The 13,414-nt window shown below is 60.7% G+C and carries 10 protein-coding genes; 4 read left to right on the top strand and 6 right to left on the bottom strand.

Features of this window, described 5'->3' with window-relative positions; genetic code table 11:
* Window positions 1-160 precede the first annotated feature (160 nt).
* Entirely contained in the window at window positions 161-2,590 is a 2,430-nt protein-coding gene (locus PR018_RS09255; RefSeq protein WP_244616922.1) for an AAA family ATPase, read from the bottom strand.
* Between the two features lie 645 nt (window positions 2,591-3,235).
* A complete protein-coding gene (locus PR018_RS09250; RefSeq protein ID WP_142823229.1) occupies window positions 3,236-4,657 on the bottom strand; it encodes a L,D-transpeptidase in 1,422 nt (473 codons plus the stop codon).
* Window positions 4,658-4,906: 249 nt separating this feature from the next.
* On the opposite strand from PR018_RS09250, the gene PR018_RS09245 reads away from it, so the two are divergent.
* The 4 genes from PR018_RS09245 (at window position 4,907) to PR018_RS09230 (ending at window position 8,531) form a co-directional block, all read left to right on the top strand.
* Window positions 4,907-5,755 carry a DUF4432 family protein gene (locus tag PR018_RS09245; RefSeq protein ID WP_142823228.1) on the top strand — a complete coding sequence of 283 codons (849 nt, stop codon included), beginning with the start codon at window positions 4,907-4,909 and terminating at the stop codon, window positions 5,753-5,755.
* A gap of 91 nt (window positions 5,756-5,846) precedes the next feature.
* The gene (locus tag PR018_RS09240; RefSeq protein ID WP_142823227.1) at window positions 5,847-6,185 is read left to right on the top strand and encodes a protein tyrosine phosphatase family protein; all 339 of its coding nucleotides are present in this window, start codon (window positions 5,847-5,849) and stop codon (window positions 6,183-6,185) included.
* An 82-nt stretch (window positions 6,186-6,267) separates the two neighbouring features.
* Window positions 6,268-6,612: a RidA family protein gene (locus PR018_RS09235; protein ID WP_111223016.1), complete on the top strand. Its 345-nt coding sequence runs from the start codon at window positions 6,268-6,270 to the stop codon at window positions 6,610-6,612.
* 194 nt (window positions 6,613-6,806) lie between these two features.
* Entirely contained in the window at window positions 6,807-8,531 is a 1,725-nt protein-coding gene (locus PR018_RS09230) for a peptidoglycan D,D-transpeptidase FtsI family protein (protein WP_142823226.1), read from the top strand.
* Between the two features lie 47 nt (window positions 8,532-8,578).
* Here PR018_RS09230 and PR018_RS09225 read toward each other — a convergent pair whose 3' ends face one another.
* From PR018_RS09225 to PR018_RS09210, 4 genes are read right to left on the bottom strand one after another with little or no spacing between them, the layout of a single operon-like run.
* A complete protein-coding gene (locus PR018_RS09225) occupies window positions 8,579-10,231 on the bottom strand; it encodes a thiamine pyrophosphate-binding protein (RefSeq protein WP_142823225.1) in 1,653 nt (550 codons plus the stop codon).
* Window positions 10,228-11,430, bottom strand: coding sequence for a succinate--glutarate CoA-transferase (caiB, locus tag PR018_RS09220; RefSeq protein ID WP_142823224.1), 1,203 nt, complete (start codon window positions 11,428-11,430; stop codon window positions 10,228-10,230). Before caiB ends, PR018_RS09225 begins: the two co-directional genes overlap by 4 nt.
* A gap of 17 nt (window positions 11,431-11,447) precedes the next feature.
* Entirely contained in the window at window positions 11,448-12,407 is a 960-nt protein-coding gene (locus tag PR018_RS09215; RefSeq protein WP_142823223.1) for a DMT family transporter, read from the bottom strand.
* Window positions 12,408-12,423: 16 nt separating this feature from the next.
* A complete protein-coding gene (locus tag PR018_RS09210; protein ID WP_142823222.1) occupies window positions 12,424-13,356 on the bottom strand; it encodes an alpha/beta fold hydrolase in 933 nt (310 codons plus the stop codon).
* Window positions 13,357-13,414 lie beyond the last annotated feature (58 nt).

Below are 13,414 nucleotides of genomic sequence, written 5' to 3'. Positions count from 1 at the left end.
GGCTGAAGTCTGCTGTCGGCCCGAAGCAGCCATCGAGGAGGCGCTAAGCCAACGTCGGCCTCGCGCCTTCATGGCAGTCGTAGATGTTGTAGTGGCACGCGCCCGAGAGCGGGCATAGCCTCGCTGCCGCGCCATGTTTCCTACGCGGGCCTCAGAATGACTATGCTACTGCATTCTGCCGAATACGAAGAGCGTCGGCCCAGTCCTTTAGGGCCTTAATATCGTCCGAGATCTCCGAAGGTGGCGGTGGCTCCTCATTACGAACGCGCGACGGATCATGCGCCTCGATGATGTCGCTGCATTTCTTAAACGCTGCTCGGAACGCTTCCGTATCCGTCTCCAAAAGCGCGGTGACCTTCTTCAAATGCTTGGTATCAATGTAATCCCGGTGCCGCATCAGCACACCTGCGAAAACGATCTCCTCGAGCGCGCGCTCCCACGTGGCCCGCAGAAAACCGTAAAGTCTGACGCCGGAGCTGCGGTAGCCGTCCTCGTCGTTGGCATCATAAAGAGCCTTGGCAGCCCGTTGGTCTTTCTCGAGCCGGTCCAAGCGCGCCTTGACGCCAGCATGATCCCACGGCAATCCATCGCCCACGATACCAGTACCTTCCGGGCCGCGTGAAAGGTTTGCAAGCTTGGCGGGAATGCCTTGGCCGCGGGCGTTGTCATTCAGATCGTTCACGAACACCAGGTCGTGGGTGAAAACAATAATTTGACGTTCCTTCGCCTCCTCCACGAGCCTTTGCGCGACCTTCTTGCGCCAGCGGTGGTCGAGCGATGTCACAGGGTCGTCGAAGATGAGTGCGGACTTGTGTGTGGCTGTCGCGAGCTCGGTCAGGAAAGCCGCCAGTGCTACGCAGGTTTGCTCGCCTTCACTCAGCACCAGATGCACCTTGGTCTTGGGATTTGCGAACAGACGGATTTGGTAGTTTGGCGAGCCGTACTGGCCGCCGGAACGCACCACTTCAACACGCACCTTTTCCGCCGCAAGCCTGATGATCTCTCTCTGGAAGCGATCACGCATCCGGGGAGTAATGATATCATCGGCAAGTGCGTTGCCAAGTTTCGTGATAGTTGTCGTCGCGGTCTGCCCCAGGCACTTGGCAATGCGCTCGAGCTTTGCCAGCCGCTTGACCTCCTTCGTGGCGACCGCGTGAAGGGCGGTAGCTGCAGCTCGGTCTTCGAGCTCGTCATGCTCGGCCTGCAGGATCTGACGGCCTACGACATCGGCTGCCGCCTCTAACTGGCCGGCATAGGTACGGGTGTCACTTTCAAGTGCCAGCAGCTCTGCTTCCGGGATCACCGACATCGGCGACAGTGTCATGACAACGCTGTGCTCGATGTCTCGCAGACACTGTAGTCTACGCAGATCGGCGGTGGCCATAAAGCGCAGCACCTCGGCGGCGACATCAGCGCGCTGGATGGAAATCCGCCTGCGTATGTCCGCCACTAGCCGAATATCCGGTTTACGCATCCGGAACTCTTTGAGTGTATTCATATAGACCTTCTCGGCCGCGTCAGCCTGCTTTTCCGTATCATCGCGGATGAAACCCTCGAAGCCGCCCAGCCGCGCACCGGCCTCGGCGTTGAGCGGCTGATGGCACAATATGCAGTGTTCACCTTCCGCCGCCGGGAACTGCCGCTCAACATGCTTAGAATAGTGCCGCGCCGCCTCCCATAGCTCCCGCCATACTTCCGCGCCGACGCCGGGGAAGGTGGCGTCCTTGAAGGCGTTTTCCGCGGCGATCGTCGCGGCAAACCGTTTGGTTCTGGCATCGTCTGCAAGCGATTTCAGCGTGTTGATAGCGTCGTCGGAATAGTATTCCTCAACCTTTCTGAGATAGCGCAGGACCCTCGCGATACCATCGGCAAACTGGTGCTGCTCGGCGGCGGCCTCAACCGGATTTTTGGCGAGGTCTTCGGTGAGTTGCTGGAGCCGTGCCCGTTCGGCATCGGTCATGACTGCGAGGGTCGCCAGCGGCTCCAGCTTGGTATTGTGCTTGAGATTGGACATGATACGCCCGACGGCTGTGGTCGCCCGCCAAGTAGGCATCTCGAACACGGGATCGCGGAGCGCCTTGAACTGGGTCTCTTCGGCCTGTAGCAGCACTTTGATCTGCGTGCAGACCGCCGCGAGGTCGTCGGGAATGTCGAGCCCGAACGGCCGGAAGGCAACCTCTGTCTTGTCCTGGATGTGGACTGCGCCGCATTCGCGGTCGAACACGCTAACGGCAGAAAGCACCGGATCAGGATTCTTGTTGTCCTCCCATGGCAGCACAGACTGCTGCACGCCGTCTTGCGAGATTGTAAAACTGGCCGTGGCCTTGCCGCCGATCGTTAAGGAAAATGCGTCGGGCATAATTTCACCGGCTTTGCGTGCCCTGCAGGCACGCTTCAACACTCGCCCATATCCCGATTTGCCGGCTCCGTTTGGTCCGTAAACAACTGTCAGGCCCTGTTGTTCGAACGTAAGGGTCTGCCTCGGAGCCAATTGGTTCACGCCGACGACATCGCCGAGGGAGACTAATGCGATGGTTGCGCCGTTACCGGGGTTCGCAGGCAAATGCACCGCTTCCAGCGCTGCGGCCATCAGTGAGATATCGGGCGCGCCGTGCTCTTTCTTACAGAGGTCCAAAACTTGGTCGATGGCCGCAGCATCAAGTGTACCACCCGTTACAATACGCCGCAGTGCATCTCGCTGCCACAATGGACGCCCTTGCGACCAATCCAGTATCGTTTGAAGCACAGTTTTCGGCGGGCCAGCTTGGTGCATAATCAAAGCTTTACTTAGAGGTGTTTTGCGACAATGGCAGCAGCCCGCAACCTATACTAGCACACGTAACATACAATCGATGGGGTGTCGAAACTCGTAGTTATCAACAAAACGCAGGCCCAATGCCGGCGGTGTGCTGATTTTCCCTTTTATGTTTGACTCCGGGACACACCCCGAACGATGCCCCGTTCACCGCAATGCCGAATGCCGATTGATGTCTGCTATTGCCCTCAATTGGTTCAAAGCCGCCAGTCCCCTCCCTGCCCCTTTTCCGACTTTCAAAAGTTGAATTGAGTATGGCAGCTCTTGGCGCAATGCCGCCATCAAACTTTCATTTCGGAACTGCCTATCGCGCTTGGTCAATATGCGAGGAAGGCAGTGCTTACTCCTGAAACCAGAGCTCTTGAAATAACAAAGCTGCCGGAGGGATGTCCGGCAGCTTTTTATCGTGTCTGATTTTTTCTAGTCGACGAATTCGACGACGGTGCCGGGCTTGACCATCTTTGCCAGTTCCGTTGCGTCCCAGTTCGTCAGACGCACGCAGCCGTGGCTCTGCGACTTGCCGATCTTGGAAGGCTCTGGCGTTCCATGGATACCATATGTCGGCTTCGATAGGGCCATCCAGACAGTACCGACCGGACCGTTGGGGCCTGGAGGAATGTCCAGCACCTTGTCGTTGGCGCCCTGCTTGAAATTGATCTTCGGATTGTAGGTGTAGCCCGGATTGAAGGCGACGCGCTCGACGGTGACCGTCCCCGAAGGCGAGGGGGTGTCGGTCGAGCCGATCGATGCCGGATAGGCGGATATCAGTGCGCCGCTGGCGTCATAGGCGAACACCTGCTTGCGCGCCTTGTCGGCGACGATGCGGGCGACTTCGCCGGTCTTCGGCGGGCCGATGTTGACGACCTTAACCGTTGAACCCGGCACGGTGAAATCCACACCCGGGTTGATCTCTTTCAGATAACCCTCATCCATATGGAAGCGCTCGGCGAGCATTTCGGTCGTGGAGGTGTATCCGAGCGACGTCAGGCTTGCCTTCTTGGCATAGTCTTCCGGAATTTCGGCGACGTAAGGTCCGGCTGCGTCTGCCGGCGTGATCGTGTAGTTGACGATCGGCATGCCGCCGGAGTTGCGAAGGTCCTCGAGGATCGCGTCGGTGTTGTTCGGGTCGAGTTGCTGGCCGGTCATTTGCTGGTAGGCGTAGATAGCCTTGGTGACGTTGCCGCCGATCCGGCCGTCGATGGCACCGGGTGAAATGCCCTTGCGATCGAGGAACACCTCAAGCGCGGTGATCTCCATCTTCGACTTGTTTTTGAGGGTGATGACGGGCTCTGCCGTTCTCGGTCTTGCGGGGGCGTCATCGGGGTTGAGCGACGCGTAGTCGCCATTTCCGCCGCCATTGCCCTGGGCATCCGGAATGCCCTGGTTGTCCAAAGGTATCCGTTCTATGGAGCCGCTGCCCGGAATGCCGCCGGTGACGGCGCCGGGTTCCCGCTGGCCGTAGAAATCGTCTGGCTGGCCGTTGCCGTAATCGTTGCCGTAGCCGCGGTTGCTGCTGAGTTCGGTATCGCCATAACGGTTCGTGTCGCTGCCGCCATATCCATCGCGGCTCGGAGCCTTGGGGTAATAGGTGCTGGCGCGCATTTCGGTTGCGATGACGGTGCCGTAGCGGTCGACGAGGACGCGGTTGCCGCGGCGGTCGCGCGTCATCACGACGTCGCCCTGTTCCGGGATCTGCTCAAGGATGCGTCCATCGGGTGCGACCAGCACCGTGTCACTGTTCTGGCCTCCGTAGTATTGCTGCGCCTCGACGGGCGAGAGCGTCGCGACGGAAGCAGCAAGCACGGCGGCCAGCGATAAGCCTGTCTGGAAGAATCGGTTCACGTTAGGTCTGTCCTCGATCGGTCGTCGGTTGCCACACACACTTCAATCTTGACACGAGTGTGGAATATTTCGGCAGCATGCTGAATAAAAGATAAAAATTCGTCACGTTGTGGTTATCGACGTAACGCCGCGCTGCGGGATTGGTTGCCGGCTCCTGATTTCGTGATGCAGGCCACGTTCGGTATGGTTAACAGTGTTATAACGCGCGGTGGCGGGCAGGCAGCGCCGGCGCAAGGGAGGGTACTGCGGATGATCGAATTTTCAGCTACTAACGGGCCGAAGCTGAGCCTGGACGAAGCGTCGGTGATGGATATCGGCGCCTGTGTCGTAGATGGCATCGACCTTGCGCCCGGCAAGGCCGTTCCGGACGATGGCGATGCGCGCATATCCCATTCGGTCGAGGGTTTTCTGTTCACCTGCGGTCCGGACCATATCCGCCATCGCGAGCCCATGCACGGCCCCCATGCCGGCCGGACCTATCCGCTGCACGGGTCCTTTTCGGCAACGCCTGCCCGGGTGCTCTGGACCCGCTTCGACAAGGGCGATGCGGAATGCCGGGCCGATGTCGACGTGGTGACGGCCGAAGGAGGCACAGCGCGGCTTGAGCGCTTGTGGAGGATCGACGGGGCGACGGGCGAGGTTTTCCTCGATGACTGGGTGATCAACACCGGCAGCGAGCCGATGCCTGTGTTCCTGATGTATCACATGAACATCGGTGGAAAATGGTTCGACGACGCGGTGCGCCTGACCGGGCAAATGCTGGAAGGCGGTGGTTTCCCCTGGGCTTTCGGAGAGGAACTCGGCGGCATATTCTGCGTGCCGGCGCCGGCAACGGACGGCGCGTTTTCCGAGGTGTCCCTCGGGCCGATTGCGGCGATTGGCGGCAAGACGCTGCGGGTGCGGATTGCAGCCGGGACACTGCCGTTTTTACAGGTCTGGCGCAATCAGAAGGCACCCGCCGATGTGCTCGGGATCGAACCGGTGTCGCACCGGTGGCTGCCACGCGCAGAGCTCGAAGAGGCCGGCGAGTTCAATATTCTGCAGCCGAGCGAGGGGCGGAATTTCGGCCTCAGCTTTGCTTTTGTCGAGGCCGGCTGAGCGGTTGACGCTCGCGGCCTCGCGTCGTAGATCAGCGTTACCGTTTCAGAGAAAGCCGATCCCAAAGACCGGTCTCAAGGAGGAATGTGCTATGGATATCCGCAAGATCGACGACCAATACTCGGTCACAGGTCAGATATCGGTCGACGATCTCGACGAGATCAAGGCGATGGGCTTCGAGTCGATCGTCTGCCATCGTCCCGACCATGAAAGCCCGGATCAGCCGTTGTTCGACGATATCGCGACGCGCGCCGAGGAACTCGGCTTCATCGTCGCGCATGTGCCGGTCGGCCCGATGGGCGTCACCGAGGAGGCGGTCAGCAGCATGATGGATGCGCTGGACGAGTTTCCGCGCCCGATGCTCGGCTACTGCCGCTCCGGCGCGCGCTCGACGGCGATCTACGAAAAGACCAAGCATATGCGCATGTAATCCGCACCCTGCGGACATGCCTGCCGGTGCCGCGCCCTGCGGCATCACGACCATAGAATTCGACCACCATCAGGAGAACCACATGAGCATCAAGCGCATCGACCCCGGCGCCCGCATGAGCGGCGCAGTCGTCCACGGTAACACCGTATATCTCGCTGGCCAGGTCGGCGAGGGCGAAACCGTTACCGAACAGTGCAAATACGCGCTGGCCGAAGTCGACCGCCTGCTGGCGGCTGCCGGCACCGACAAGTCCAAGATCCTGCAGACGCTGATTTATCTGTCGGACATGTCGTATTTCGCCGAGATGAACGCTGCCTGGGAGGCCTGGGTCGATCCGGCCAACACGCCGGCCCGCGCCACCAGCGAGGCAAAGCTTGCCGCGCCGAAATACAAGGTCGAGTTCACGGTCACAGCCGCAATCGGCTGATCATTGGTATTGTACAAAGAAAGCCGGCGGGTGCCTTATCCTCGCCGGCTTTTTTGTGGATAGGCGGTCGTAACGGAACCGTGAGCGCAGCGGTGCCTCCGGCTTTACGGTTTCTTAATATCCTTAACGCTAAGTTAATCTGATTATAAGGTTGCCGTCTTCAACCGCATCCGTGCCTGTTAAAAAGTTGGACGATGTCTCTTATCCACGCCCTTACGCTTCGCAGCGATCGCCTGATAAGGCTTAGTCTTGGCGCCCCCCGCGGCAAGGGTTCCAAGAAGGGCAATGTCCGCAAATCACGGCAGAGCAAGTCGCGGCTCGGCATTTTGGCGGGTACTCTCTGCGTCGTCTACTGCGTGGTGTTCGGGAAGCTGATCTTCCTCGGCATGCAGCCGCAGGCCGACACGACGAACATTCCCGCAGGTCCGGCCATGGCCTCGCGTCCCGATATCGAGGATCGCAACGGCGCGCTGCTGGCAACCGACATCCGGACTTTCTCGATGTATGCCGAGCCGATCAAGATGGTCGACGTCGATGACACCATCGAAAAGCTGACGAAGATATTTCCCAATCTCGACAGGAAATCAACCTATCGCAAGCTGTCAGACAAGCGATCTCATTTCGTCTGGCTGGAGCGTCAGCTGACACCGAAGCAGCAGGGCGAAATCCTCGCCCTCGGACTTCCCGCCATCGGCTTCCGCCCGGAAGTCCGCCGCTTCTATCCGGGCGGCAGCACCGCTGCGCATGTGCTTGGCTATGTCGATATCGACAATCATGGCGTTGCCGGCATGGAGAAATATCTCGACAACCAGGGCCTTTCCGACCTGACGTCGGCGGGTCTTGCCAGCAGCGAACCGCTTGAACCGGTGAAGCTGTCGATCGACATCCGAGTTCAGAATATCGTTCACGATGTCGTCGTGGATGCATTGACGAAGTACCAGAGCAAATCAGCCGGCGCGGTCATTCTCGACATCAAAACGGGCGAAGTGCTGGCCATGGCGTCTGCACCGGACTTCGACCCGAACGCGCCGAATGCAAATGGGGCCGATGGTTGGCTCAATCGGATGACGAACGGTACCAACGAAATGGGGTCGACCTTCAAGACCTTCTCGATGGCCATGGCGATGGACACTGGCAGCGTCAAGCTGACCGATACATTCGATGCCTCCCAGTCTCTGCATGTCGCCGGCTTCACGATCCACGACGACCGCGACGTGCCCCGTCGCTGGCTTACGGTTCCCGAGATTTTTCGGTATTCTTCGAATATCGGCACTGCACGCATGATCGAAATTGTCGGAATGGACGCACAGAGGGCGTATCTTGCACGACTAGGACTGTTGTCGAAGATGCAGACCGAGCTTCCTGAAGTGAAGATGCCAAGTCAGCCGAAAGTCTGGAAGAAGATCAACTCCATTACCGTCGCGTTCGGTCATGGCGTGGCTACGACGCCGCTACAGACGGCCGTTGCCGGCGCTGCCTTGATGGATGGCGGTCGGCTGATCGAGCCGACTTTCTTGCCGCGCACGCAGGCGGAGGCGGACGCAATTGCCAAGGTTGTCGTTAAGCCAAGCACCAGCGACACGCTGCGGGCGCTTTTCAAGCTCAATGGCGAGCAGGGTTCGGGCAAGAGCGCCGACGTGCCGGGCTACCATGTCGGCGGAAAGACAGGTACCGCTAACAAGGTCATCAACGGCAAGTACTCGCATGTGCTCAGCTTCAACGACTTTCTGGGGGCATTCCCGATCGACAATCCGCGATACGTGGTTTTCAGCTTCTGCGACGAGCCGCGCACGGGTGAAAAGGGGCTGACCTTCGCCACCAACAATGCCGCGCCGATGGTTCGCGATATTATCACCAGAGCTGCACCGCTTTTGGGTGTGCAACCGAACTTTGGCAGCGCCGTACTGGCATCCTACTGATCTACACCTGTTCCGACGAGGCGGCCTGATGGCAGGCCGCCCTGCAGCTACTTCAGGCCGGCAATCTCGTTGAGCGTCCGCGTTGGCGTGATTGCCTGCGGGTCGAGTACGATCTCGATGATCGCGGGCTTGCCGCTTGCCCGTGCGCGCACGATGGCGGGTGCAAACTCGGCGGTTGTCTTCACCGTCTCGCCATGGCCGCCATAGGCCCGGGCGAAGGCCGCGAAGTCGGGGTTGGTGAGCTTCGTGCCGCTGACACGGCCGGGATAGTCGCGTTCCTGGTGCATGCGGATCGTGCCGTACATGCCGTTGTTGATTACCAGCGTGATGATCGGCAGGCCGTATTGCACCGCCGTCGCAAATTCCTGTCCGTGCATCATGAAGCAGCCGTCGCCTGCAAAGCAGATGACTTCACGCTCTGGAAACAATGCCTTCGCAGCCACCGCCGCCGGCAGGCCGTAGCCCATCGAGCCAGAGGCGGGGGCTGCCTGGGTGTTGAACTGGCGGAAGCGATGGAAGCGGTGCAGCCACGTCGCATAGTTGCCGGCGCCATTGGTGAAAATGGTATCGGCTGCCGTGTTCGCCTCGATCCAGTCCATGATCCGGCCCATGTGGACATCGCCTGGGCTGGTTTCAGGGGTTTTGGACCATGTGCGGTAGGCGGCATGCATCCGGGCGGTGCGCTCTGCCCAGATGGGCGTTGCCGGCGCAGGAAGATCCGCCAGAGCGGAGACGAAATCGGCAGGGCTGGCGCAGATGGCGAGATCCGGCCGGTAGACGCGCCCGAGTTCCGACGGATCGGGATGGATGTGCACCAGCGCCTGCGCCGGGTAGGGGATGTCCATCAGCGTATAGCCGGAGGACGGCATTTCGGAAAAGCGGCCGCCGATGAGGATGAGGAGGTCGGCCTCCCTGATCTCCTTGCCGAGCGCCGGGTTGATGCCTATGCCGACGTCGCCGGCATAGGAGGGATGCAGATTGTCGAACAGCATCTGCCGGCGGAACGAGCAGCCGACCGGCAGCTGGAAGCGTTCGGCGAACGTGCGGAGCGATGCCACCGCTTCGTCGTTCCAGCGCGTGCCGCCGACGATGACCATCGGCCGCTCCGCAGCCATCAGCCGGTGCTGGAGTTCGTCGATCTGGCTTTTACCGGGATGGCTTGCCACCGGCATGTAGGGCTTTGCCTCAGGCGCCTCGACGAGGTCGCGCAGCATGTCTTCGGGCAGGCTCAACACGACGGGGCCGGGGCGTCCGGATGTGGCGACGGCAAAGGCGCGGGTGACGAACTCCGGAATGCGGGTGGCATCGTCGATCTCGCCGACCCACTTGGCGAACTCGGTGAAGGCGCGGCGATATTCGACTTCCTGAAATGCCTCGCGTTCGCGGGCATCGCGCTGCACCTGGCCGATGAAGAGGATCATCGGGATGGAGTCCTGGCGGGCGATATGGAGGCCGGCAGAAGCATTCGTAGCGCCCGGGCCGCGTGTCACCATGCAAATGCCGGGTTCGCCGGTCAGCCGGCCCCAGGCATCGGCCATCATCGCAGCACCGCCTTCCTGGCGGCAGACGAGAACGTCGATGTCGCTGTCATGCAGCGCGTCGAGCACGGCCAGGAAGCTTTCGCCGGGAACGCAGGAGATGCGCTTGACGCCATTGGCTTTCAAAGCCTCGACGATGAGCTGGCCGCCTGTGCGTTTCATGATCTTGCCTTTCCTTCGAGGGCAGCGAGTTCCGCCAGCACCTCGTCCTGATGTTCGCCGAGCCTCGGGCTCGGCCGTTCGTAGCGTAGGGGTGTTTCGGAGAGAATGACCGGCGTGCGGACGCCCGGAATGGCATTGCCGGCTGCATCGTCGAGATCGATGCGCAGGCCGCGCGCCACCACCTGGGGGTCGGCGAACATTTCCTCGATGGTATTAATGGGACCAGCCGGCACGCCATTCTGCTCGCAGCGCTGCAGCAGGGCGGCCTTGGTCCATTTCAGCGTCTCGGTCGAGACGAGTTGGCGAACTTCCATGCGGTTGGCGATGCGGGCCTTGTTGGTGGCGAAGCGCTCGTCGCCGATGATAGCCTCGATACCGAGCAGGCCGCAAAGACGACGGAACTGGCCATCGTTGCCAATGGCGAGGATCAGGAAGCCGTCGGCGACGGGCACCACCTCGTAGGGAGAGATGTTGGGATGAGCATTGCCCAGCCGCTCCGGCGCCTTGCCTGATATCAGGTAGTTCATGTTCTGGTTCGCCAGCACTGCCGCCTGGACGTCGAGCAGCGCCATGTCGACCAGTTGCCCTTCACCGGATTTGAGGGCATGGATCAGGGCCGCCTCGATGGCCGAGACAGCATAGATCCCGGTGAAAATGTCGGCGATGGCGACGCCGGCCTTCATCGGCTGGCCGTCTGTCTCGCCGGTGATCGACATGAAGCCGGACATGCCCTGGACGATGTAGTCGTAGCCGGCGAGATTGGCATAGGGACCGGTCTGGCCAAAGCCGGTGATCGAGCAATAGACCAGTTTTGGATTGAGCTTGTGGAGGCTCTCGTAGTCGAGGCCGTATTTGACGAGGCCGCCGAGTTTGAAATTCTCGATCAGCACGTCCGCCGTCATGGCCAGCCGGCGAACCAGATCCTGGCCCTCGGCCGTGCGCAGATCGGCGACGATGGAACGCTTGCCGCGATTGGCCGAGTGGTAATAGGCGGCGGAAAGGTTGGCTCCGTGGGTATCCTCGACAAACGGAGGTCCCCATTGGCGCGTGTCGTCGCCGCCATCCGGGTTTTCCACCTTGATGACATCGGCACCGAGATCGGCCAGCATCTGGCCTGCCCAAGGTCCTGCCAGCACGCGCGCGAGTTCGATGACGCGGATGCCTGCGAGCGGTGGCTTTTTTATCGGTCGGTTGGTCATGTTTTGCAGATCTTCGATCAGGGTGCGCGGAGCGATTGAGATGTATCGGATACCGGCTTGGATGCAAGCCGCCGCTCGCGCCACAGGATGTAGAGACCGGAGCAGATGATGATGAGAATGCCAACCCATTTCAGCATGTTCGGGAAATTGTCGAACACCAGCCAGCCGAAGATCGTCGCCGAAATGATCTCGAAATACTGCAGCGGTGCGAGCGTCGATGCCCGGACGGCGCGGTATGCATAAAGTGTCAGCATCCCGCAGACGGCTGCTGTCACGCCGACGCCGAGGAGATGGAGTGCGGCAGTGGCGTCCGGCATGACAGGCGACAGGATGGCATTGCCGGCGAGGCTGCCGATTGCCAGCAGGATCATGGAGAACAGCAATCCCCAGAGGCCGGTGTTCAGCTGCATCGAGGAGGCCGGTTCGCTATGGGACAGGACGCGCGTCAAAAGCACGAAGATCGAGCCGCAGATCGCGGTAACAACGGGGAGCAAGGCAACGAAGCCGAGTTGCTGGAAGCTGGGTTGGATGATCAGCAAGGCGCCACTGAATCCGACGACGCAGGCCGCGTAACGCCGCCAACCCACTGTTTCCTTCAGGAAGATGCTGCTGAGAACGGTGAGGATGATCGGCTGGACGAAGAAGATGGCGATGGCATCGGCAACCTCCATCACCTGTAACGTCGTCACGAAGGTGATCATCGACAGCACCAGCAGGCTGCCACGCAGGGCGTGAATTCTTCTCTGCCGCCACGTGCCAGGCATCCAACTGCGTTTCCAGACGATCATCGGCAGAGCGAACAGGCATTGAAAAAGAAAGCGTGCCGCTGTGACCTCGACCGGCGGGATGGTGACAGCCGCCAGCTTGGAAAAGATGTCGACGATCGGCGACAGCATGACCGACACGAACATCAGGGTCAGGCCCATCGTCATTTCCGACGAATGCCGCGAGGCAAGCGTATGGCTGGGGCTTTGCATCGACATTCCTCCGGCGTCAGGGCTTTGGCAAGACGCGTTCGCACCACGCGGCAAAGTTCGCCGTGGCCCTGTTGGCATCGACCTCATGCAGGGTCTCGTGCCGCATTTCGCTATAGATTTCCGTTGTGATATTCGAAAAGTCGAATCCTTTCAAACGGTTTGCCAGCCAGGTTATGGCTTTACCGTAATCCGTCGCCGGATCCTGCGCGCCAGCAACCAGGTGGATTGGGAGTGTGGGAGGTAGCCGGGCGAGGTGGCGTCGCCTAGGTGCGGCAAAACTCATGGCCAGCAAGTCGCGCCAGAGCGATACACAGGCATCGAAGCCGGAGAGCGGGTCGGCGATATATGCATCGACCTCGGCCGCATCCGTCGACAACCAATCGAACGGCGTCCGGTGATCGGGGATGGACTGCCCCCAGGCGCCGAACGTCAGTCGCGGTAGCAGGGCGCTCGGGACATCCGAGCCTTTAAGCATGCGCTCGATGCCGAGGATCAGCTGTCCAGCCCGTCCGGCGAGGCCGGGATGAAAGTTCGAGTTCCACACTGCGACGGCATCGAAGTCTGCGGGATGGGCGATGGCGGCGGAAAGGCTGATCAGTCCGCCCATGGAATGACCGAAGAGGACAACAGGCAGGCCGGGGTGGTCAGCCGAGGCCAGCGACCTCATCGCCATGACGTCCGCGATGACGCACACCACGCCATCGCTGCGGGCGAACTGGCCAAGCGGCGCATCCGGTGCTTTCGTGCGGCCATGCCCACGGTGGTCGTGCGCGTAGACGTGATAACCGTTGCCCGCCATCGCCTCGGCAAAGCGACCGTAGCGGCCGGAATGCTCGGCAAGCCCGTGCAGCACGAGAAGGATGCCGCGCGGCGTGCCCGATGCGGGCTGATGACGGTAGGCAAGTGCCGCGCCCGTCGGGCTCTGGTGCCGTCTTATCTCTTGAAACATGGGATCTCCTCGCATCGGTGCACCTGACGGCAATGGCTGGAACTTTGCAATGCAACTT

The organism is Rhizobium rhododendri (genome assembly GCF_007000325.2).
In the GTDB taxonomy this organism is placed as follows: domain Bacteria; phylum Pseudomonadota; class Alphaproteobacteria; order Rhizobiales; family Rhizobiaceae; genus Rhizobium; species Rhizobium rhododendri.
Note: the sequence above shows the minus strand (reverse complement) of the source record. Positions and strands in the feature narration are given on the sequence as shown.

Coding starts and splice junctions, on each gene's coding strand:
- PR018_RS09255 (WP_244616922.1), bottom strand. CDS start 2,590: ATGGCCGCAGCGCTGGAAGCGGTGCATTTGCCTGCGAACCCCGGTAAC.
- PR018_RS09245 (WP_142823228.1), top strand. CDS start 4,907: ATGATCGAATTTTCAGCTACTAACGGGCCGAAGCTGAGCCTGGACGAA.
- PR018_RS09230 (WP_142823226.1), top strand. CDS start 6,807: ATGTCTCTTATCCACGCCCTTACGCTTCGCAGCGATCGCCTGATAAGG.
- PR018_RS09210 (WP_142823222.1), bottom strand. CDS start 13,356: ATGTTTCAAGAGATAAGACGGCACCAGAGCCCGACGGGCGCGGCACTT.
- caiB (WP_142823224.1), bottom strand. CDS start 11,430: ATGACCAACCGACCGATAAAAAAGCCACCGCTCGCAGGCATCCGCGTC.
- PR018_RS09240 (WP_142823227.1), top strand. CDS start 5,847: ATGGATATCCGCAAGATCGACGACCAATACTCGGTCACAGGTCAGATA.
- PR018_RS09235 (WP_111223016.1), top strand. CDS start 6,268: ATGAGCATCAAGCGCATCGACCCCGGCGCCCGCATGAGCGGCGCAGTC.
- PR018_RS09225 (WP_142823225.1), bottom strand. CDS start 10,231: ATGAAACGCACAGGCGGCCAGCTCATCGTCGAGGCTTTGAAAGCCAAT.
- PR018_RS09215 (WP_142823223.1), bottom strand. CDS start 12,407: ATGCAAAGCCCCAGCCATACGCTTGCCTCGCGGCATTCGTCGGAAATG.